The 21275-nt window shown below is 60.6% G+C and carries 19 protein-coding genes and 1 tRNA gene; 6 read left to right on the plus strand and 14 right to left on the minus strand.

Annotated elements, in window-relative coordinates:
- Nucleotide 1 precedes the first annotated feature (1 nt).
- Complete coding sequence (locus NKJ67_RS26520; RefSeq protein ID WP_127268016.1) at nt 2-406, plus strand: response regulator; 405 nt, start codon at nt 2-4, stop codon at nt 404-406.
- Nucleotides 407-508: 102 nt separating this feature from the next.
- Here NKJ67_RS26520 and ctrA read toward each other — a convergent pair whose 3' ends face one another.
- A complete protein-coding gene (gene ctrA, locus NKJ67_RS26525) occupies nt 509-1204 on the minus strand; it encodes a response regulator transcription factor CtrA (protein ID WP_006203583.1) in 696 nt (231 codons plus the stop codon).
- A gap of 452 nt (nt 1205-1656) precedes the next feature.
- Between ctrA and NKJ67_RS26530 the strand changes: the two genes are divergently transcribed.
- Nucleotides 1657-2034 (plus strand): flagellar export protein FliJ, encoded by a 378-nt coding sequence (locus NKJ67_RS26530; protein WP_013529907.1) that lies wholly within the window; start codon nt 1657-1659, stop codon nt 2032-2034.
- 86 nt (nt 2035-2120) lie between these two features.
- Here the strand turns inward: NKJ67_RS26530 and NKJ67_RS26535 are convergent, their stop codons facing one another.
- The gene (locus tag NKJ67_RS26535; protein WP_023809911.1) at nt 2121-2519 is read right to left on the minus strand and encodes a winged helix-turn-helix transcriptional regulator; all 399 of its coding nucleotides are present in this window, start codon (nt 2517-2519) and stop codon (nt 2121-2123) included.
- Nucleotides 2520-2610: 91 nt separating this feature from the next.
- Between NKJ67_RS26535 and NKJ67_RS26540 the strand changes: the two genes are divergently transcribed.
- On the plus strand, nt 2611-3537 hold the full coding sequence (locus tag NKJ67_RS26540) for an NADP-dependent oxidoreductase (protein ID WP_352584060.1): 927 nt from the start codon (nt 2611-2613) through the stop codon (nt 3535-3537).
- A 62-nt stretch (nt 3538-3599) separates the two neighbouring features.
- On the opposite strand, the gene sciP is transcribed toward NKJ67_RS26540, so the two are convergent.
- Nucleotides 3600-3875: a CtrA inhibitor SciP gene (gene sciP, locus NKJ67_RS26545; protein ID WP_013529904.1), complete on the minus strand. Its 276-nt coding sequence runs from the start codon at nt 3873-3875 to the stop codon at nt 3600-3602.
- A gap of 288 nt (nt 3876-4163) precedes the next feature.
- Between sciP and mnmA the strand changes: the two genes are divergently transcribed.
- Nucleotides 4164-5354 (plus strand): tRNA 2-thiouridine(34) synthase MnmA, encoded by a 1191-nt coding sequence (gene mnmA, locus NKJ67_RS26550; protein ID WP_127381819.1) that lies wholly within the window; start codon nt 4164-4166, stop codon nt 5352-5354.
- Between the two features lie 44 nt (nt 5355-5398).
- On the opposite strand, the gene NKJ67_RS26555 is transcribed toward mnmA, so the two are convergent.
- Nucleotides 5399-6364, minus strand: a complete 966-nt coding sequence (locus NKJ67_RS26555; protein ID WP_127268012.1) for a Gfo/Idh/MocA family protein — start codon at nt 6362-6364, stop codon at nt 5399-5401.
- Nucleotides 6365-6604: 240 nt separating this feature from the next.
- Here NKJ67_RS26555 and NKJ67_RS26560 point away from each other — a divergent pair.
- Nucleotides 6605-6681: transfer RNA gene (locus NKJ67_RS26560), tRNA-Met, on the plus strand.
- Here the strand turns inward: NKJ67_RS26560 and NKJ67_RS26565 are convergent.
- From NKJ67_RS26565 to NKJ67_RS26575, 3 genes are all read right to left on the minus strand, one after another.
- Nucleotides 6638-8320: a recombinase family protein gene (locus NKJ67_RS26565; RefSeq protein ID WP_352584156.1), complete on the minus strand. Its 1683-nt coding sequence runs from the start codon at nt 8318-8320 to the stop codon at nt 6638-6640. The genes NKJ67_RS26560 and NKJ67_RS26565 overlap by 44 nt on opposite strands.
- On the minus strand, nt 8317-8529 hold the full coding sequence (locus NKJ67_RS26570) for a hypothetical protein (RefSeq protein WP_352584063.1): 213 nt from the start codon (nt 8527-8529) through the stop codon (nt 8317-8319). Before NKJ67_RS26570 ends, NKJ67_RS26565 begins: the two co-directional genes overlap by 4 nt.
- A gap of 257 nt (nt 8530-8786) precedes the next feature.
- Complete coding sequence (locus NKJ67_RS26575) at nt 8787-9350, minus strand: hypothetical protein (RefSeq protein WP_352584065.1); 564 nt, start codon at nt 9348-9350, stop codon at nt 8787-8789.
- A gap of 110 nt (nt 9351-9460) precedes the next feature.
- On the opposite strand from NKJ67_RS26575, the gene NKJ67_RS26580 reads away from it, so the two are divergent.
- Entirely contained in the window at nt 9461-9688 is a 228-nt protein-coding gene (locus tag NKJ67_RS26580) for a helix-turn-helix domain-containing protein (protein WP_352584158.1), read from the plus strand.
- Between the two features lie 218 nt (nt 9689-9906).
- Here NKJ67_RS26580 and NKJ67_RS26585 read toward each other — a convergent pair whose 3' ends face one another.
- From NKJ67_RS26585 to NKJ67_RS26615, 7 genes are all read right to left on the minus strand, one after another.
- Nucleotides 9907-10842 carry a hypothetical protein gene (locus tag NKJ67_RS26585; protein WP_352584067.1) on the minus strand — a complete coding sequence of 312 codons (936 nt, stop codon included), beginning with the start codon at nt 10840-10842 and terminating at the stop codon, nt 9907-9909.
- A gap of 208 nt (nt 10843-11050) precedes the next feature.
- On the minus strand, nt 11051-15040 hold the full coding sequence (locus NKJ67_RS26590; protein WP_352584069.1) for an nSTAND3 domain-containing NTPase: 3990 nt from the start codon (nt 15038-15040) through the stop codon (nt 11051-11053).
- A gap of 46 nt (nt 15041-15086) precedes the next feature.
- Nucleotides 15087-15251: a hypothetical protein gene (locus NKJ67_RS26595; RefSeq protein WP_352584071.1), complete on the minus strand. Its 165-nt coding sequence runs from the start codon at nt 15249-15251 to the stop codon at nt 15087-15089.
- Between the two features lie 47 nt (nt 15252-15298).
- Nucleotides 15299-17404 carry an nSTAND3 domain-containing NTPase gene (locus NKJ67_RS26600; protein ID WP_352584073.1) on the minus strand — a complete coding sequence of 702 codons (2106 nt, stop codon included), beginning with the start codon at nt 17402-17404 and terminating at the stop codon, nt 15299-15301.
- The gene (locus tag NKJ67_RS26605; protein ID WP_352584075.1) at nt 17401-19449 is read right to left on the minus strand and encodes an ATP-binding protein; all 2049 of its coding nucleotides are present in this window, start codon (nt 19447-19449) and stop codon (nt 17401-17403) included. Before NKJ67_RS26605 ends, NKJ67_RS26600 begins: the two co-directional genes overlap by 4 nt.
- On the minus strand, nt 19446-19976 hold the full coding sequence (locus NKJ67_RS26610; protein ID WP_352584077.1) for a hypothetical protein: 531 nt from the start codon (nt 19974-19976) through the stop codon (nt 19446-19448). Before NKJ67_RS26610 ends, NKJ67_RS26605 begins: the two co-directional genes overlap by 4 nt.
- The gene (locus NKJ67_RS26615; protein ID WP_352584079.1) at nt 19976-21259 is read right to left on the minus strand and encodes an SIR2 family protein; all 1284 of its coding nucleotides are present in this window, start codon (nt 21257-21259) and stop codon (nt 19976-19978) included. Before NKJ67_RS26615 ends, NKJ67_RS26610 begins: the two co-directional genes overlap by 1 nt.
- Nucleotides 21260-21275: the final 16 nt, after the last annotated feature.

Consider the following 21275-nt stretch of genomic DNA (forward strand, 5'->3'; position numbering starts at 1 on the left):
AATGAAACGCTGCATGTTCGTCGACGATTCAAGCGTCATCAGGAAGGTTGCAAAACGCATCCTGGGCGGCTCCGAAATGATTGTCATCGAGGCCGCCAGCGGACTTGACGCGCTGGAGATGTGCGCCGCCGATATGCCCGACATCATCGTCGTCGATGGCGCCTTGCCCGACGTACCGGCGGTCGATCTCATCCGTCGCGTCCGCGCCATGGAGAGCCCGATAAGGCCGCAGATCCTGATTTCCCTGGTCGAGCTCGATATTGCTTCGATCATGCGGGCCAAGCGAGCCGGCGCCCAGGGCTATCTCTTGAAGCCGTTCAACCGCCCGCAGCTGCTCGAGCGCTTTCGCACCTTGAAGAGCGCACCTGATTCGGTACCCTTGAGCAATTCCAGAAAAAGTGCGTGACGGTTTCCTGCTCAGCAGCCCAAAACAGACCCTTACCAGCCGTCATGCAAAAACCCGGCCGAAGCCGGGTTTTTTATGGAAAAGATTCGAGCGATTCGTCGCTCAGGCGCTGACGCGAATGTCTTCCGGTTCGCGCAGCACATAGCCGCGCCCCCAGACCGTTTCAATGTAGTTCTGACCGCCCGATGCCGCGTCGAGCTTTTTGCGCAGCTTGCAGATGAAGACGTCGATGATCTTCAACTCAGGCTCGTCCATGCCGCCATAGAGGTGGTTGAGGAACATTTCCTTGGTCAGCGTGGTGCCTTTGCGCAGCGAAAGCAACTCCAGCATCTGGTATTCCTTGCCGGTCAGGTGCACGCGCTGGCCGCCGACTTCGACAGTCTTGGCATCGAGGTTGACCACCAGGTCGCCAGTGGTGATGACCGACTGGGCGTGGCCCTTGGAGCGCCGCACGATGGCATGAATGCGGGCAACCAGCTCATCCTTGTGGAACGGCTTGGTCATGTAGTCGTCCGCGCCGAAGCCGAGGCCGCGCACCTTGTCCTCGATGCCGGCCATGCCGGAGAGGATGAGAATAGGTGTCTTGACCTTGGAAAGGCGAAGCGTTCTCAAGACCTCGTAGCCCGACATATCAGGCAGGTTGAGATCGAGAAGAATGATATCGTAGTCGTAGAGCTTGCCTAGATCGACGCCCTCTTCCCCGAGATCGGTCGTGTAGACGTTGAAACTTTCCGATTTCAGCATCAGTTCGATGCTTTGTGCGGTTGCACTGTCATCTTCTATCAGCAGAACACGCATTTCATTCCCCTTTTCTGCTGCCGGACCATTTCACGACCCGTCCGGACCCGGAGCAGTGGTTGCCTTGTGCAGAGGCTGCCATTGAATGGTTAACAAATCCTAATTTCCCGTCCATGACGGTACCAGATTTTTTAACCTCTTTCTACACCCTCTTGAATCTAATAATGAATCTCAGAACCAAATTCCTAATGCAACACATTAAAAACCCGGACTAAGCGACTCCAGGGACTCATCGACGTCGCTTCCGCATCGGTGGCCGGAATTTTTACCCGGCCTTAAGTCCTGACCCGTATGATTAACAATGCCCGTAAACGAATGGTTACCGCCGGCAAAAAACTTTAGGGTTTTGTTTCCCATAGTTCGGGGAAAGGCGGTGGACACGGGTGCGGCCTGGGCGTTTCCAGGTGGTTTGGACGATAAGTGCGGGTGTGCGTTTCCGGGAGTACCGAATCATGAAGTCACGTGAAAACCTCGTTCGGCTGAAACAGTTTCAGGTGAATGAGAAGCGGCGGCAGCTGCTGCAGCTCGACATGATGATCGCCGAGTTCGAACGCATGGCCGTCGAGCTGGAGCTTCAGATCACCGCCGAGGAAAAGAAGGCCGGCATCACAGACATCAACCATTTCGCCTATCCGACCTTCGCCAAGGCGGCTCGCCTGCGCCGCGACAACCTCAGGAATTCCCAAAGCGACCTCGCCCAGCAGCGAAGCGCCGCCGAATCATTACTCGGCGAAGCTGAAGCGGAGCTTTCCAAGGCGGAAATGCTGGAATCGCGCGACACGAAGATCCGCGAAGCCGAAGTCGGTGGCCGCAGCGCCATGATCGGCTAAGACTTGGCGGTTTGCCGCACCAACGCTCGCCATCAGGCTGGCGCATTGTCGCGGCTTGCGGCCCTGGCGGGAAAAATGAACCCGCCCTACGCGGCCCAATCCCCTTCACTCTCGGCAATTGCCCTTGCACGGGCATCCTTGATATCCGGCGCATGCTGCTCCGCCCATGACCTGATCTGGGTAAGCAGTCCCGCCAGGTTCTGGCCGAGCTCGGTCAATTCATATTCGACGCGCGGCGGAATGACCGGGAAGATCTCGCGCCGCACCAAGCCATCGCGCTCGAGCACCCGCAGCGTCTGCGTCAGCATCTTCGGCGTGATGCCCTCGAGCTTTCGGGCAAGCTCGCCATTGCGCAGCCGGCCTTTGCGCAGCGCGCAAACCACCAGATAGACCCATTTGCTGGCCAGCATCTCCAGCACGGTGTGCGAAGGACACGTCCGCCGGAACGCGTCATAGCCAAAACCGCAATCATCTTCACTATCCATGAGGTGCGTATATATCAGGAAGGTACATACTGGACAAGGGAATATTACTATCCAAATGATAGTGGCGCCAAATCAAGCAGGAGACATCTCAATGCGTGCCGTTATCCAGAATTCCGTCGGCGGACCCGACGTCCTTGTCATCGCCGATCAGCCGGATTCCACGCCAGAGGCCGGCGAAGTGCTGGTTCGCGTCAAGGCCGCGGGCATCAATCCGGTCGACGGCGCCGTCCGTGCCGGCTACTACCCCTTGCTCGGCGAGCCGCCCTTCATCCTGGGTTGGGATATCTCGGGAACTGTCGAAGCACTCGGCGCCGGCGTCACCGGCTTCAAGATCGGCGACGAGGTGTTCGGCATGCCGCGCTTCCCCAAGCAAGCGGCGGCCTATGCTGAGTTTGCTGCCGTACCTGCCGATCAAATCGCACTGAAGCCGAAGGGCGCGGACCACCTCAAGGCAGGCGCCTTGCCGCTGGCGGGCCTCACCGCCTGGCAAGGGCTTGTTCGCCACGGCGGGCTGAAATCGGGGCAGCGCGTATTGGTGCATGCGGGAGCCGGCGGCGTCGGTCATCTGGCGGTGCAGATCGCCAAGGCGCGCGGCGCCTACGTTGTCGCCACGGCCAGCCCGGGCAAGCTCGATTTCGTCCGCGAACTCGGCGCCGACGAGGTCATCGACTACACCAAGGGCGATTTCACCGATCAGGTTCGCGACATCGATCTGGTGCTGGATCCAATGGGCGGCGACCACGCCCAACGCTCGCTGAAGGTGCTCAGGCGTGGCGGCGTTTTGGTGTCATTGCTCGATGTCGGCGACAACACCAGGACCCAGGCCGGCGCGCGAGACATTCGGGTCGAGCGTATGTCCGTCGTTCCCGACAGGGAGGGCCTGGTGGAACTGGCTCGGTTGATCGATGCCAACAAGCTCGCCGTCCATGTGGCGAAGAGCTTCCCGCTGGACCAGGCGGGGGCCGCTCACGCCTTCCTCGCCACCAAGCCGATCGGCAAGGTTGTGCTATCGCTCTGAGCGGGAACGGTGAAAACAGAAGGGCGCGGGGTTAGCCGCGCCCTTCGTCTAAATTTGCAATGTCAGTGCCGGTATTGCTGGATGCGTGTCGTGCGCAGCCCGGCAAGGCCATATTCGTCGATCGACGCCTGCCAGGACAGGAATTCCTCGGTGGTGAGCTTGTAGCGTTGGCATGCCTCGTCCAGGCTCAAAAGCCCGCCGCGCACGGCCGCAACCACTTCCGCCTTACGCCGGATAACCCAACGACGTGTATTGGTCGGCGGCAGATCGGCAATCGTAAGAGGGCTGCCGTCAGGCCCGATAACATATTTGACTCTCGGTCTAACCAGATCGGTCATCGTACTCTCTACAAAAAACTCAAAGACCCAATCCCCGCCACGTTACCGCCACAGCTTTAAAAATTGCCTAAGCAGACCCTAATGACTAGGTAAGGATCATGAACGCCGCGTTAGTCTTTTCGCCGGCATTTGAAACATCTGCCCGCAAACGCTGATTTGCCGGGGAAAATGCATCACTTGGCGAAGATCGGCCGCAACCGGTGAATCGCCCTGCACGCTGGCGCGCCGGTAAAGCTTGACCTATATTCTCGACATTGGCATTGAGGCGCCGCGCAGAACGAAAGCATCATGAACAGTCTCGATCTTCCCGGACGTCCCGAAAACACCCGCATCGTCGTCGCCATGTCGGGCGGCGTCGATTCCTCTGTCGTCGCAGGCCTGCTGAAACGCGAGGGCTACGACGTCGTCGGCGTCACCTTGCAGCTCTACGACCACGGCGCGGCGACGCACCGGGCCGGCTCATGCTGCGCCGGGCAGGACATCGACGATGCCCGCCGTGTCTCCGAGACGCTCGGCATCCCCCATTATGTGCTCGACTACGAGGAACGCTTCCGCAAGGCGGTCATCGATCCCTTCGCCGAGAGCTATGTCGCCGGCGAGACGCCGATCCCGTGCGTTTCCTGCAACCAGACGGTGAAGTTCGCCGACCTGCTGGCCACCGCCAAGGAGCTCGGCGCCGACGCGCTGGCCACCGGCCACTACATCCGTTCCGGCGCCAACGGCGCCCACCGCGCGCTCTACAGGCCGGTCGACGCCGACCGTGACCAGAGTTATTTCCTGTTCGCCACCACGCAGGCACAGATCGATTATCTGCGCTTTCCCCTCGGCAGCCTGTCGAAGCCTCAGGTTCGCGCCATCGCCGAGGAGATGGGGCTGGCGGTTGCCGCCAAGCAGGACAGCCAGGACATCTGCTTCGTGCCGCAGGGCAAGTATTCCGACATCATCGCCAAGCTGAAGCCAACTGCGGCCAATCCGGGCGACATCGTCCACATCGACGGCCGCGTGCTCGGCCGCCATGAGGGTATCCTGCGCTACACGATCGGCCAGCGCCGCGGCATCGGCATCGCTTCCGGCGAGCCGCTTTACGTCGTCCACCTCGATGCCGACCGCGCTCGCGTCGTGGTTGGCCCGCGCGAGGCGCTGGAGACGCACAAGATCTATCTGCGCAATATGAACTGGCTGGGCGACGGACCGCTCACAGACGTCCCTGCAGGCGGCCTGGAGCTGTTCGCCAAGGTCCGCTCGACGCGGCCGCCGCGCCCGGCCGTGCTGCATCATCGTGCCGGTGCCACATGGGTGGAACTGGTCGACGGCGAATCCGGCATCGCGCCGGGCCAGGCCTGCGTGCTCTACTCCGATGACGGCAACGAAGCTCGCGTGTTCGGCGGCGGCTTCATCGAGCGTTCGGAGCGTGGCGCCGAGGCCGAGGCGATGCTGACCCGGCTTGCCGCCAGGCCGGCCCAGATACCTGCCGAATAAGATACCTGCCGAATAAGATTCCCGCCGAATAAATAATCCGCGCTTCAGGAATTCGACTTGGTGTGGGTGACCGTGCCGGCGGTCAGGATGCGCAGCACCCTGATCGCTTCCTCGCCGCTGGTACGCGGTTCGGCACGCGTCTCGATGCACTGGATGAAATGCTCCAGCTCGCGTGTCAGCGGCATGCCCTGGGCAACCGCGACATAGGATGGCTCATTGGTGGTGAAGGCCCATTGGCCGCTGTCCTGCCACACTGCATGGCGGTAGACGGCAAGCTTGCGTTCCCATGGCTCGACATCGTCGAACACCGCCATCGCCTTGGTGCCGACCACGGTCAGCCGCCGCTCGCGATAGGGATTGAGACGCGAGGTGAAGAGATGGCTGCGCAGGCCGTTGGGGAAGCGCATGTGCAGATGCGCGAAGTCGCTGAGATTGTCGAGCAGAGCGGCCCCCTCGCCGCGCACCTCGATCGGCTCCGTGCCGGTGATCGCCAGGATCATCGACAGATCGTGCGGCGCCAGATCCCACAGCGCGTCGTTCTCTGTGTGGAACTTGCCGAGGCCGAGCCGGTGCGAGTGGATGTAGCGGACTTCGCCGAGCTCGCCCTTGTCGATCAGCCCTTTCAGCGTCTCGAAGGCGGGGTGGAACCGCAGGACATGGCCGACCATGAAGACGCGGCCATTGTCCTTGGCCGCCTGCACCGCACGCTCGGCATCCGCCACAGTCAGAGCGATCGGCTTTTCCACCAGCACGTCCTTGCCGGCCGTGACGGCACGCACGGCAAGGTCGGCATGGAATTGCGGCGGCAGCGCCATGACGATGGCGTCGATATCGTCACGCACGAACAACTGGTCCGGCTCGATCGCCAGGCAGTCCTGCTCGCTGGCGAAGCCTTCTGCGCGGGCCCGGTTGGTGTCGGAGACCGCGTACAGCGCGCCGAGCGCCTTGAGAGTGCGGATGTGGTTGCTGCCCCAGTATCCGCAACCGAGGACTGCTATGCGCGGCTTCATCTGTTTCAAACTCTAAAAACTCGTGGCCGAGACATAGCGACGTGCCCCTTCGAACTCAACCCCGGCGGCGGCAACCAAATGTCCGCGCGGCAAAGCTTTTCGATAATGACGATAAGCCGGCAAGCCGGTTGCTTCGAAGCTTGACAGGCTCACCCTCCCAACCTTATATCCGCGCGACCTTGGCGAACGCCCCCGACATGCCTTTCGATTTGAGGCGGATTTCGGGCCTTTCGCCGCCCTGGCGGGGTAGCTCAGTTGGTTAGAGCACGGGAATCATAATCCTGGGGTCGGGGGTTCAAGTCCCTCTCCCGCTACCACTTCAAACCCACTATCGTGTCCGACGGCCGCGTCATAGCGGCCGGCTAGGGAGGCGGACTTTGCTGTGTGCCGTGCGGTAGGGAACGCTGCTCCGCCAATAAGGGCGGCAAGCTTGCCCTTGACCTCGATCTCGAAGCCTTCGCGTGCAGGTTTTGGGTGCACCGTAACGCTGTGAACAAGCTGCCGAAAATTTCGAATGAGCGGGCCACGATCATCTGGAGCAGTCGCGTGGTCGGCCAACGCGGTTGAAAGATCATCGACGGTTTTGACATACCGCTGCAAGGTGACCGGGTGAAGAGCCACGGCTGATGGCGGCTCATCGAGACCACCGAATTGCCCCTCGACCAGAGAAAGCTGTGTCTTGAGTTCTGCGATCCGCTGCTTGGCATCCTCTTCAGCAATCACGCCCCTGATCACAAGGTCGATCGTCCGCTGAAGTTCGGCTTTTACCCGATCGCGCTTGCCTTCTAGCGCTGAGCGCATCGAGTTCGCCCGTGCCGCCAATTCTCGGCGCTCCTGGTTATATTTGCGGATGTATGCCTCGATCAGGTCCGGCGCTTTCAGCTGCTCGCACATGCCATCGAGGACTGCCCTCTCGATCTCGGGCAGGTAAATAATGCGCCGGTTGGAGCAGCTCCCGCTTTCACGAACGGCGGAGCACCTGATACGCGTTTTGCCCGTCTTGTCACGATCGTGAACCGACATGCCCGATCCGCAGATGCCGCAACGAAGTAGACCGGATAACAGGTGCGCCGGGCGACGTTTGATATGAGAGGATGCATTCACCCTGGCGACCTTGAGTGCCTGTGCCTTCTGCCAAACTTCGTCATCGACAATCCGCAATTGCGGAACTTCTTTCGTCTGCCACTGGTCCTTCGGATTTGGCCTGGAGACGCGCTTGCCAGTATCGGGGTTCTTCACCATTCGGACCTTGTTCCATACGATCCGACCAACGTAGAGTTCGTTAAAAAGCAGCCCCACCCCGCGTTGCGCATTTCCATTGATGGTGGAACCGTTCCATCGTGTTCCTCGGGGTGGCGCTATCCCATCACGGTTGAGATCACCAGCTAGGTCTCGTGGGGTTCGACCGACCGAATAGGCGTCGAAAATGCGCCGGATAACTTCTGCCTCTTGTTTTACGATCTCCAGTTCGCCTGGGCGGCCCAACACAGGTCGATAGCCATAGGCCCGGCCTCCCGCATGACGTCCGTCACGAACGACGCCAGCCATGCCCCTCCGCACCTTCTTGGCGCCATCCTCCCTCTGCATTTGACCGACCAGTCCACGAATACCGATAAGGACCGCATCGGCGATACCATCATGAACTGCCTGGATTTCGATACCGAGAAAAGAGAGCCGCTTATGAAGACCCGCGAGATCCGCCATGTCGCGTGAAAGGCGGTCAAGTGCTTCGACGACTACCACATCAAACGTTTTTTGGCCTGCGGCCTCCAGCAAAGTCAGGAGTCCGTCGCGACCGAACAACGACGCTCCGGAGCGCGCTTTATCCGCATAGACGGCAACGACATCTAGACTGTTGCGAACTGCATAAGCGCTGCAAAGGGCAATTTGGTCTTCAGTGGACTTTTCGTTTTGAAGCTCGGTCGAAAAACGAGCGTAAATAGCGGCTCGCGTCATATCTTGGATGCCTTCTGCGGGTGATCCGAATCAATTTCGGAACTTCGGTCAAGCAAACAGCCAATAGCGACGAGATGATCGCGCCTGGCATCGGCGATGGCGAGCGCTTCGACGAACTCAAGCATGGCTTTGCGAAGCTCTTCCGGCGCTACCGCAGCGGCGGTTTCGATGAGGGAAGAACCATTGCCTTTGTCTGGTGCCGGCTTCACGAGAGCTAGCATCGCGATGACCCGCGACGAGCAAAGAGAGGCGTGCCATCAATCGTGCAATTGGCACGCCGCAGCGCATAAATCGGACAGGGGTCAACCGAACGAGGTTGGACGGCGATGTGTTTTCGCCACTGAGTATATCACGAAGCTCGTTGCGGGGCGTCGCTAAGCTTTCCAACCTGCTCCTATCCGCACCATCCACCAAGGAAGAGGTGCACCTGGCCTGGGGGCCTACGCCTACGATGGCGATGCAAAGTTCACGAGAGAGGCGAATTCCGCTGGGGACCTCCGTCCGAAAGCGCCGTCACAAACTTGGTGGCTTCCTTCCAATATCTCGCCACCTCAGCACGCGTAATGGTGCGGTCCGGTCGACTGCGATGTAGATCCCCTGTGATTGCCTTCAAATCCTTTAGGACGGACGCGATATGCGGCCATGGGAAATCGGTGGGGTCATCGATATCCCTGTCGGCGCCAGCAATCATTTCCAACTTAGCAACAATGCCGAGGAGTGATGAGGACCGGAGGTCGGGCATTTCATCCTGAAGTTTGAGCGCGTCGGTCATGGCAAGAACTTCGGCTTCGCAAGCTATGGCGTATCTAGAGGCTGCGTCGGACGTCGCTGCTGATCTTCGATGCGGCGCGGACGCGCCTGCAGTCAATACCTGAATTCCGGTATCGACCATCATTCGCGCCTCCAATCGCTGCTGCACTCGACATAGCATCAGCGAAACATATCGAGCCTGTTTCCACGCGGCCCAGAGGGCAAGAACGAGATCAAGAGAGCGGCCGCTGTCGACTGGAACCTCGGAGGCGTCATTCATTTCAGATGACCATCATGCTGACGAACGGGGTTCACTTCATAGCATACAAAACTGCGAATAGGAACTATCGTTCCTGGAATGATCGTTCCATTCACGAGTTATCTCTCGGGATGGACCTAAAGGAAATTTTCGCCGTCAATTTGCGGCACGCCCGAAACAGGCGGAATCTGACCCAAGAGGAATTAGCAGAGCGTTCGGGTTTGAGCTCTCGGTACATAGGGGCGATTGAACGCGCTGATGTGTCGGCGAGTGTCACGGTTCTCGGGCGCATTGCCGACGCGCTCGGAATGGAGCCGGAAGCTCTAATTCGTAAATCGAAGAATGGTCATTCGGACTAGAGCCTGCAAATAGCCGCGCGCGCGCGCCTCCACGGCGCCGTTGCGAGCGAGCGGCGGCTTTGCGCCTCATCTCCGATATTTACACAACCTATGCAGACTGTAGGACTGATGTGAGATGCATGGCGGGTTGGCACCACCAGACCAGTTACGAAGCGACGATTGCTGCGTCGGCCTTGGGACGAAAGCAGCTCTGCAGCACGACAATCTGCCTCCGCCGATCAAAGCTCGTCGATAGAGGTTAGAAGCTGCGTGCCATAAATCTTGTCCAGCCGTGCTTGCAGGGCAAGATTCACGAACGTCTTTTCGCCGACGACGATATCAGCGAGGGGCAAGACTGTGGCGAACGCTGACATGTCGCGTAGGTCGTTTTCTGCTATCGACTTCGCCTGATCCTCGAGTCGGACAGCCAATTCTCTCTCGGTCGCGAGGATCGGCACGTCAACTAAGATACTGCGGACCAGCGACGATCCTACGTCGCGAACACCATTCCAGTCCAACCCAAGTCTTCGGCCGGTTGCAAGAATGAAATCGAGTTCGTCGATTATTAGACGTGCGCCGTAAGCGCGTTTTCGCAGCGCCAAGGTGTCGGACGCCACAATAGCCCGCCGTGCTTCGATTCCTGCAACCAGATCGGTCGAGCCAGCGCTAAAGCGCCTAACACCTTCCCGCCTCACATCCTCATCGCTGGCGGTTAGATGGTCGAACAGCATCCTGGCAGGATCGGAGCGCATGTAGTCGAGAACTGCGTCCGATATCGCAAAGCCGAACGTATCGGGCGAATAATCGGCGACCGCTTCGAACCATAAGTCGGACAGGAACCAGCGCTCCTCCTCCGGCGGTTCGCGCGCGATCTTAAACTTGTCGGCCAGATATGCGGCGAGCGTCTCACCCAATATTCGGCGGCGGCTCCGAAAGACCTGGCCGCGGCTGATTGTGACTTGGATTCGCGCCATGTTGGCACGACGAACAGGGTCATTGATCTTCGAGGTCTCGTAGATATTGGCAAAACTGAGCGGGACGATGAAGCACCGTTGCAGAAGCGCCTCGACGACTTTCGCCAGCCTTGCGTGATCCTGAGGATAACTAGCCTTGTCCCAGGCGCCGCGCGCCAGCGATACCCATGCATTCTGATCGAGATATAGAATTTTTGCCACGGCTTCAGAAATAGCGCGAGCGAAAGGCTGATGCTAGTTGGCTGTCGGCCAAGCGCCCCATTTCGGTCGGCAGAGACGGTCGGCCCGCATGCCAGGAGCGGACGTTCGCGCCGCTTGATTTTGGCAGCATCGACATTCCACTCGCGAACGCCAAGTCGTGGTAGGAAGCGACGTTCGAACTCGATGCAGCAGACCTAGATGCTCAGAGTCAAGAGTCCGCAATGCGATCACCTAGCCGCTTTCGAACAGCCTCTCGTAGTTGAACCTTGCCAAGATCGTCCAGGATGGAGGCGGGGAGAGGTTCGACCGCTGTCAACAATTGACGCCCAGGATGATCGGGCTCCAACAGATCAATAATTCGCTCGGCAGTCGTCCGGTCACGCCTGGCCATGGCGTTAGCCCCGACCAGCAGCAGAGCGCGTCGCTTGTTCGAGCTGGCGACCCGCTCGAAGAGTTTAAGGGCAGTTTCCGGCGGAGCATGGGCGCCGATGAGATGAGCCGCCGGTGCCGCGAGGATTGGCGGCGACCTGAGTAGAAACGCGGGTGTCAGGCGCGCGACAATGCTGGGGTCCACAGAAACTGCATCGGCCAAGGCATCAAGGGCGTCGAGCCGAATCCAGCGCGCTTCCGGGATGTTCACGAGATTCGAGATCTTTTGCTGAATTCCGGCGCTGCAGGAATGCGCTGCGACGATCAGGGCGTTTTGGCTGAGCGTTCGGTCTACCGTCGTGTTGGCAAGATCGAGAAGCGCATCGCCGACTGCATCCGATAATGGACCGTTGGTGGCGAGGGCGACGACGGCTTCTTGCGCGATATCAAAGCTTTCGGGCTCGTTGTGGTACGGCCCAGCGCTTGACCAAGTGTCATGGATCAAGGCCAATAGCACTTTGAGGTGATCCGGGTGCGGCCGTTCTGCGAGGAGAGCGACCAGAGCGCGGCGAACGCGGCTACCGGGATCGGATGCCATTGCGAGGATCGCCGGCGGCAAAGGGTCGGGGAGTGTTGGCGCCAGATGAAGCAGGGCCGCACGGCGCGCATCGGCGCGCTGGTGCCGCAGCGCCGTTTGAACAAGGGTGGCATCGTCAATTGCAATCGCCGCCTCGGTCGCACTGACCGCATGCTCCCTGCGGTCGGCAATTGTCAGCCATTGAGCAATAGCCGGCGAGGCGTCGCCTCTGCTTTCGATGATGACCGGCACCACGAGATCAAGGGCTTCTGCATCGAGTTGCGATGCACAGCCCGTCAGGAGCGCTAGCGCCGGACCATTGACCGAGCGAGCTTTTCGCTTCGTGGTAGGAAGGGCACTTAGAATATCCTCGAATTCGTTGGGAAGTGCATCAGTGATGCGCCTCAGCTTGGCATGGCTGTGTTTTCCAAGCCGCCGGCGAACACGCTGCATGGCTGTGAGCAGGGTGATTTGTCGATCAGGCTGCTCGCCATTCACCTGGAACGCGGCGATCAGTGCATTTGGCGCGACTTTCAAAGCAGTGAGCGCAAGTTCGTCACGCAGGTCCACTTCAGAGGGGACAGAGGCGATCCGCGCCGCAAGTACAGGCTCCAGGGCCGCGTGCCAGTGCTCCCGTACTGCTGCCCAGACATTTGGCTCGTCATCGGTCTCCTTGCCGGCCGCGAGGATAGCTCGAAGCTCATTTTCGTTCTCCGGCCCGGCGGACGTCATGAGCGCCTGCGACCAGGCGCGGACCAACTCTGTGACCCGCGGATGGTTGGCAAGGACCAGCCAGCGGCCCTCTCCGCGAAGCTGGCGGACATAGGCGTCGATGAAAACACCGGAAGTGTAGCCGTCGCCTTCATGGCTCGACTGCGCGGCCTCTTCGACGGCATGATCCCGTTCACCGTCCTCGATCGCGCGCCACTCCTCCCGGCCGCCCTGAAGGTGCTGGCGGTGGATGCTCGCGAGGTCATCCAGCGCGGCCAGCACGACGCTCTCAAATCCATTTAGGTCGCGCACCGCGCCGGCCGCGACGGCGTCGGCATTGAGCTCGAAACCGTTGCCGACCATTTGGCGCGCGGCCTCGTGATAGGCGGAGGTCAGATTGGGTGCGAAGCGATCGAGTCGCTTGGCGAATCCCGGTCCGTAATTCCCTCGGTCGAAGCCAAGCTGCTCACGGATAAATCGCTCAGCGACTTGGGCCGCAAGCGGGCTTGCTGACACGGTGTCGTACCAGGCATCGTCGAAGACCGGCGGTTGCCAGTTACGGACGAAGAAAGAAGCTCCCCGCTGCGTGCCCTTCAACAACCATCGAGCCACGCGGCTCGGTATGGACGCGTCGCTACCTACTTCCGAAGCCAGCTCCAGCAAGGGCGCGAACTGTGAAGCTGGATCCATGAGGCTTTCGTCCAGCCAGACATCGATCGCTTCCTGGCTGCCGGAGTCAATCTGGAAGGTTTGATCGACGTCATCGCGGCGAGCGAACGAGCGCGTCACTTCAAAAACTCGGGCGGCGGTTTCCAAGCCCCAATCGCGATGCGCCGGCGGCAACTGAACGAGCGCGGCGATCAGAGTCTCGATCGCGGACCCGCTCTGGCCCCAGTTGTCCTTGGCGTAGGCTTCGAAACCTTGTCGGACGCTGGGATGAGCAAAGGCGATGGTGCGGGCCGGCTGACGCAAATGGCGGGCCGCGACCATGCGGTCTATGAGACGGTCTAGGCCGTCGCCGAGTGCGCGATCAAGCCCGCGTAGCGCGCGCTGAAGAGGGTGGAGACGGCTGCGGTCAAACTGACCGCGTGCCGCCAGGAGTGCCCAAACGATGGCTGACGTGCCGCAAGTGTCGATTGACGATAGCGCTCTGAGGACAACACCTTCCACCGCATCGCGCTGCGCCAGTTCGAGCAGCCGGCGGAAGAAAACATGGTCTTCTTCGCCGACATCAGGGCCGGTTTGCATGTGCGCGAAGTACAGCTCGATCTCAAGCGGAGTGCCAAGCCTGTCGAGCGCCTCATTGCGAAACGCATAGGCCTTGGTCTGAAGGGCGGCCGGGAGCTGGTCCATGCGGTTGTCATGAATGTCGCGGAGTTGACCGTCCCGGTAATGGCCCGCATCCAGCTCGACCGACCACGTGTTAAGGCTATCGCCGACCTTGGCGCTCTGCATCATGTCGCTGCGAGACGTGATGATGAACTGATGATCCGGCGTAGCCTTCGCAAGAAGGCGTGGCAACTGCTCGGTCCAAGCTTCGCTGCCCCCGCGAAGGCTGAATTGGCCCCATGGATCATCGACATAGAAGAGTGTCGGTCCATTATTGAGGACCTTGCGTACGCTCGTCGGCGCATCGTCCGCGCCAACGGTGACGACCTCCAGCGCACCATTACGCCGCCGCGCGATATCGCACAACTTCAGCGCCGCCTGCGTCTTGCCCGTGCCCGAGGGGCCCCGAATGATGACTGCGCTCTTGTCGTTCAGGACCTTCAGCATCTCGTCAAAGTTCGCAGGAGGAACGAAATGCTCGAGGCTGGCGGAGCTGGCCAGGAACCCGCCGTGCGCCCGCACCGTTGCGAGAAGGTCATCGCTTGTCCATAGGCCGGGCGTGCTGCCTCGCGTCCGCCGCCTGGCTTCGAGACGCAGCTTTTCAACGAGATTTTTCTGCTCGACCTTGGGAACGTGCAACAGGTCCGACATGAGCGTTCGGATATCGGATGCAAGCTGTTTCTCGGTGAGCTTCCCCCAGATCGCGACACGGCCTTCGGGCGACGTTTTCAACGTGGTATGCAGGCTCGGCGGAAAGCTTGCCTTGTCCGAGACCTCTTCAAAGCCTTCTACCAGCAGCCCGCGCGCGATGCCTTTTACGTCGGCATTGGTGACGAGCAGATAGCGAGTATTCGGCTCGTCGAGATGATGCAGTGCTTTTCGGCGGCCCCCCGTTTTGTCAGAGCCATGCTTGAGCAGGGCTTCGAAATCCTCGATCGACCAGGGCTCGCCGTTGTCCATTTTGACTTGGACGACAAGCTTGTACCCGCCTGCGACGATCGCGCTGGGTTGCAAGCGTCCTGGCACGTAGGGTTCCAGGTCCGCTTCTAAATCCTCCTCGTTCGCTGGTTCGAGCACGAGGCGTGTGGCCGCCTTGGAGATGAGGAGAAGTTGCAGGGCCGCGAGGATTGAGACATCGAGCTGATAGTCGAAACCCGCTTGAGCGGCGGCGGCGCCTCGGAGGGGACGCCTCGCGTCCGCGATATCGGTCAACAATGGGTCCGACTGGTCCGAGCTCATCCGCTCGCCGTCACCTTCACTATTTGTCGACATCGTCGAACACCGAGCGCTTCGTTGCGACCAGAACGGGAGCCGGAGCTTCCTCTTTCTTTTGCGTCACGATGTGCGTCCAATCTGCTTCGTCTTTTGAGCCTTCCTCCCGCTCGCGCTTGCGCTCCTCCAGTCCCTTGACTGACTGCTTCACCTGATCGCGCGCGTCGTCGATCAGGGCCGTTGCGTCCGCGTCGACACCTATCTCCTCAATGCGATCGAGTACACCAAGAAGTTTCTTGAAGTGGCTGTCAGGCTCCTCGTCCAGATCAGCGTCGGCAACGATCCGTCGATCCGCTCTTCGAGCGAAGGCAACACAGTTGTTCGCAGTGCCAACCCTATGCCGACCAGTTTCAAGGGTGGTATGAGCGCCAGCATCTCCGGTTCATCGAAGACGGAAGCATCCAGGTTCGTGAGCACGGCAGATTCGAGGGTGTCGGCTGCCTCCCAGCGCAATTCGTCCGGTAAGACGCCGAGGTGATGCGCTCGGGCGAGGGCCGCGATCTTGGGGTCGTTGCCGGCGAGATCGGTTTGCCAGCAGGACCGTCGAAGCAAGTCTGGAAATTGCTGGACCGCTTTGGCGAACACGGGTCCGCTCGCCCGATAGGACAGGAAGTGGAACAGCATCCAATTTCGATGCCGTTCATCGGGGGTGTGACCGAGCCGGGCAACCAGCGCGTCGTCGAGCGTGGTGGGGATGACAAGCGCGTCTCGAATGAGAGGCGAGCCCTCGCACGTGAAACTGTTGAGAATGGTATCGATCGTCGCGCCCCGTATGAGCGCCGCCATCATGTGCGGCTTCTGACGTAGGATCTCAGTCAGCGCATCGGATATCGTCGGATGGGCGAAGGTCCATTTTGACCCGGAAAGTTTCAGGAACGAGCCCTTTAACTCGGCGAAACAATCCTGAATCTTAGCGAGGCTGTACCCTGTCAGCTCCGCGACCGCCTGGGCGGCCAACACATCGTAGTCGCTGGGATCGAAGCCGGCTTGATGGACGTAAACCAGGATGAGCGCGGCTTGAAGCTGATCATCCAGGGCGTTGACCGTATCGATCAAATGCTCTGTCGGCTCTTCCATGAAGCGGACCAGGGAGCTTTCGCGAGGCGCGAGCCCCTTGGTGAAGTTCGGATCGCCAAGACGTTCGGCAATCCCAGGAAGAAAGTCGTCAACGGCGGCGACCGCAGTTAGATGTGGCTTGACACTTGATCGCCAGCTCTGGCTCTGCTCGCCGAAATTCACATGGTTATAGAGGATCTGCGCCTTCTCCTCGAAGGTCAGCTCGCCGACATCAACGACGGCGCTGGCATCGGCAAATTGGGCGAGGTTGCGCTGTCCGAGCCGACGCCGCGCTGCTTCATAGATATGCTTGCGGGAGGTCAGGAGGAAGCGGTTGCCGTGCTTGATCGCGGCCCGCAGCTTCGAGAAAGCCGACGCCCAGTCCTGCACGTAGTCGTCGCGTAGCACATTCGAGCCGAAGGCGTCATCGATCCAGAAGAAACGGCCCGGATCGTTCGGATTCCAGCCAGCCTCGAAATCCCGGGGACTGGTCAAAGCGAGAACCGTGTTGTCCGGGTTTTCTGAAGCGATCGTCGAGACGATCGCGCCGATCGCTGATTTGCCGCTTGAGGGATTGCCCAACAGCAGCACTACGCCGTGTTTGGAAATGGCGTTAACGGCGTCGCGATGGGCTTTTGTGGGCACATAGGTGCGGAGCTTTGGAATCCAACTGTCAAGCAGCGCCCGGCTTTGCTCACTTAGCCGCTCGTCCACGATCGAGGTGAGATCGCCTAGACCGTAGACCTGCGGGACGAGGGCCCGCAGCCGTGCGCTGGTTCTGATGACCCGGACGATATACTGGCGACCAAGAATGTGCGGCTTACGCACGCCGAGCGCCCGAAGCCTAGCGCGCATCGCCGCCGCGACAGGCGCATCTACGCTCATATTCGTCATGAAGGCATAGGTGTCTGCCTGACCGGCTTTGACCAGCTCCTCGACATTCTGAAGCTCGGCGGAGAGATCGCTGAGCTTCAACGCCCTCATGGCATCGGACGTATGCTTGCACTGGACCGTGCCGATGGGCGGTGCGTCCGTTCCCGAGGGGATAAGGAAGACCGCGTCCTGGCCGCCGTCCTGTGCTTCCCGGAAGATCTCTACGGGTCGGCCGAGCACGACTTCGCATACCTGCGAACAAAGGTCCTGAAACGCGCGCCAGCCGATGGTGTGGAGCGCCAAATCGCTCCAGGGGCCGTGCGCTCGACGTTCGCGCGGCACCGGAAGATCTATTTGCGCGCTCTCGGCCTTCATGCGGTAGCGACACCACGCAAAACACCGACCGGCATCGGATTTATTTCTTGGTCGATGACCACGCTTGTGGCGCCGAGCGGTCCAAGGTCGATGTCCAGGCGCCGGCCTCCCTCCGTTGAGGTGCTCACCAAGCGCCGGCACAAGAGATCGGCCAGCGCGGGGTCTTCGACGGCGCAGATAATCTGGCGCCCGTCCAATCGCAGAGCGGCGAGCACTTCAACCAGGTGAAGGGCTCTGAAATCGTCGATGTGCTGAACGGGGTCGTCGAGTAGAAGGGACCTGAGCGGCGTCCACGCACGCGCGAGGTGAACCGAGAGAAGGAAAGCGAGGCCGGCTGCGCGACGCTGACCGCTGCTGAAGACGAATTGCGGGTTCAGCCCGTCGCCCACCTTGAGGCTTAGGAAACGTCGGACGTCACCGCGGATGCTGTAGTCGATTGTCCGCCAGTCGGCGTGCGGTCGCAGGCGCTGATAGAGCTCGTTGAGCAGCGGACTGATCTGAGCAAGGCGCTCATCGATGATTTCCGCGCTCACACGTCTGACAGAGCGTTCGATTTCGCGGGCCGCGGTGACGGCATTTTGTGATTGGCTGACCGCCTGTGCCAGCTTCTCGATTTCAGCGCGCAGCGCCGCTATATTGCTTTCGATCGACGACATTCGCGAGACCGCTTGCGAAGCCTCCAACACGAGTAGCGCGCGCTCGAGGTTGATCAGCCGGTCGCGTTCCGCCGAAATGGCCTGCTCAAGCCCGTCAGGATCCTGGATGAAGCGGTGATCGATCCCCCACTGAGTGTAGAAAGCCACATGCGCCGCTTCCTGGTCGCGCAGACGCCGTAGCTCGTCAGCATGGGCTTGGACTGCGGCGGCGGCTGTCTGCAACGTAAGGCTGGGTTCCCGCGCGTTCTCTTTCGCGGAGGCGAGAGAATTACGAGCGGCCTGAACCCCCGACGCCAGTGATGTAATCCGTTGCCGCGCGGCGGCCAGGCCGGCGGCGAACTCGTCGGATGTTCGATGGGCTGCGCATAGCGGGCAATGATCGTCGTGCAGCCCGAGGCGCTCGCCGTGTTCAACGAGAAGGCTCAACGACGCCGCCATCGCGTCCATCTCTTCTTCCCGCGAGAGGCGTTGTTCGGCTTCCGAGACGACTTGCTGTGCGGCCTCGTGTTCACGCTGCGCCGCTTCATGCGCTGCTGACGCTGCCTCGCGCTTAGCAACAGCCTCCGGAGCGTTGTAGACGGCCTGCGCGGCCGCGACCTCTCGACCGAGTTGAAGCGCTTCGCCCATCCGAGCCAATCGGGTTCGTCCGTTTGCGAGAGCATTTCGACCTGCAGCCAGTCGTGCCGTCAGCTCGGTGGGCGCATCCGGCGCCGCGGCGGCGATCAGCTGAAGCGCGCCGGACACGTCACCTGATCGGCTGAGCGCGGCTTGTGTCTCGGACTGCTGCGTCAGTCTGTCCGCCAGTCGCGAGCGGGCACCCTCATAGGCGGCTTCGTCTTTGGTGTGCGCGGCTTCGGCAGCAGTGACCACCTCCTTGGCCCTGCTACCGGCTTCCGAGCCTTCCAGTGCACCGAGCGCGGAGCGCACGAGATCGAATCGCTCCGTTTCGGTGAGATCTAGGCTGAGCGCGGCGATCCATTCGTCGCGGATAATCGACGTCCGGGTGAGCTGCCGAAGTGCGTCGTCTGGTGCAGGTCCTTGGCAAAGCGCGGCCTGGATTTCCTCAGGTGAGCGATCGGAGCCGCGTTCCCGCGTCCGCGTGATGGTGAAAGGCTTGCCGCTGTCGTCGACGAAAGAGGCTGTCACGTAGTGGGCTTTGGGAACACCTTCACCGCGCCACCAAAGGTAATCGCTGAGGCTCTCCTTCGCGGCCTTTTCGACAGCGTACTTGTCGATTGAGCCTGTGATTGCGAACTCGACCGCATCGCACAGCGTGCTCTTGCCTACGCCGTTACGACCGGTGATGACGGTGAAGCCCCGTCCGAAATTGATCCGGACGAGATCCCTGAAGCCACGAAAGCCACATACTTCGATAAAATCGAGCCTCATGAGGTCGCCCCCAAAATGCGAGCGATCTCTGCCGGCGTGGTCTCGCCGAGAAACGCGGTAACCGCATCCGGAGGGATGTCCTTCAGCCTTATCCGCAGTCTCGTTTCGAAGTTGGACGCACCGAGCAGCGGCTTAGAGCGTATCGACAGCAGCGGGAGCAGCGCCTTCTCAACGTCATCAGGCGTGTTGATGGAGGCCTTCGCGATCTTTCGGGTCAAAGAGAAATTCTCTTCGATGCGCTCGATCTCGCGTCCTCGGCGCGCATCTTGATCCGGGGTCAGGAAGACCGAATAGACGTTCCACGCCTTCGCTCCGGCTCCTCGTAACGACGCGGCATGCCGAGCGAGTGCGACCTGCTCGTTCTCCTTCCAGGTGGCGAGGAGAGCATCTGCACTGTCGAAGATGTGGACGAATCCCATCAGCGCCGCGCTTTCGTAACAGGTCACCGGGCCAGCGGAGCCAGTCCACGTCCAGGTTTCGTACTGGGCGTCGCGAAGAAGGATTTCGGCTTGGGTTAAGATGTCCATCAGATGCCCAACGCAGCTCTTGCCCCAGGAAGGTCGTACCACTCACCGGCTGGGTCCGGGCGAATGACATCACCGGTGCGTCCGCTGCGCACGACATTGTCCGGCACGCCCAAGTCGGTCGCACCCACCGCAACGACAATGTCGGACCGCATCGCGGCAGGCGGTTCGACGAACTTGCCTCGTAACGTCCCCAAAATGGATTGCGCCCCGTTGAGCACGCGGATGCTCCGGCCGTTCAGATCATAACCGTCGGCGCGTTGAACAGCGCCGGCCTGACGGAGCAACAAATGGAAGAAGCCGAGGGCCTCTGGATTTGCCGGACGCAGGAGCTTGGCCGGCTCTGCCGCCGAGACGCCCTCGGCATCCCGTCTCAGACCATAAAGGGTCTCGCTGTCGAAATTTCCGACGTCTATCCAAGCCGGGTCACATTGGACTCCGGTAGCTTGTTCGAAGGCGGCTCGTCCGGCGTCCAGGACCTGACGCAGGTAGTTCGATGAGAAGGCTCGACGAAGCTCGTCGAGCGCCGCAGCTCCCGACTCTTGTACATGTTCGAACGTCACGTTTTGTGCGTGCGCGATCTGCCAGAGTTGCGGGGCCTTCTGTTCGAGCGCGTTTATCGGAGAGAGGTCGATGACGGTCACCGACAGGGGCTGCACGTCGATAAGCGCTTCGCCGATCACGGCGTTGAGGTATTCCCAATCCGACCAGAAGCCGACGACGAGCAGGTCCTTCTGCCGAAGGTTGGCAGCCATCCAAACTTTACTTCGTGCAATCCGCCCCGAGATGGTCGGATCGTCGAGCTGCGAAGGTGCCCAAACCGTGGCTTGCCGATCGCGCTGGGAGCAGCCATGGAATTTCAACAAGGGTGCCTGACGGACGGAATCGGCGGTAGCTTCGTCTCCGTCGAGCGAGCCGCGGAAGTCCGCGCCGTAGTCCCAGGCGCGTCGCTCGATCAGCGTGTCGTAGTTGCTCGATATGCCGGCAACGGCGGCGCGGGTGATGAGAAAATCTGCGATCGCGGCATGGCCTGAATTCGAAGGCCGCACAAAAGCGGGCCAGGGCACGAGATGTTCGATGAAAACCGATTGCAGGGAGTTGAGGCCCGCAAAGTGCTCGGCGAGTGCCTCCAGATTGTCCCGAAGACCGATGTCGCAGTTCGGGTCAGATTCGAGACGGTATTTGTCGAAGCACCGCTCGGCGACCGCGCGAGCCGACGGCAGGCTGCTGGGCGGCGCCATCGAGAGTCCGGCGCCGCAGACCACCAGAAGGCGGCCGGCGTTCATGGAAGCTAGAAGCCGA

The sequence above is a fragment of the Mesorhizobium sp. M0088 genome (assembly GCF_040322895.1).
Classification (GTDB): Bacteria; Pseudomonadota; Alphaproteobacteria; order Rhizobiales; family Rhizobiaceae; genus Mesorhizobium.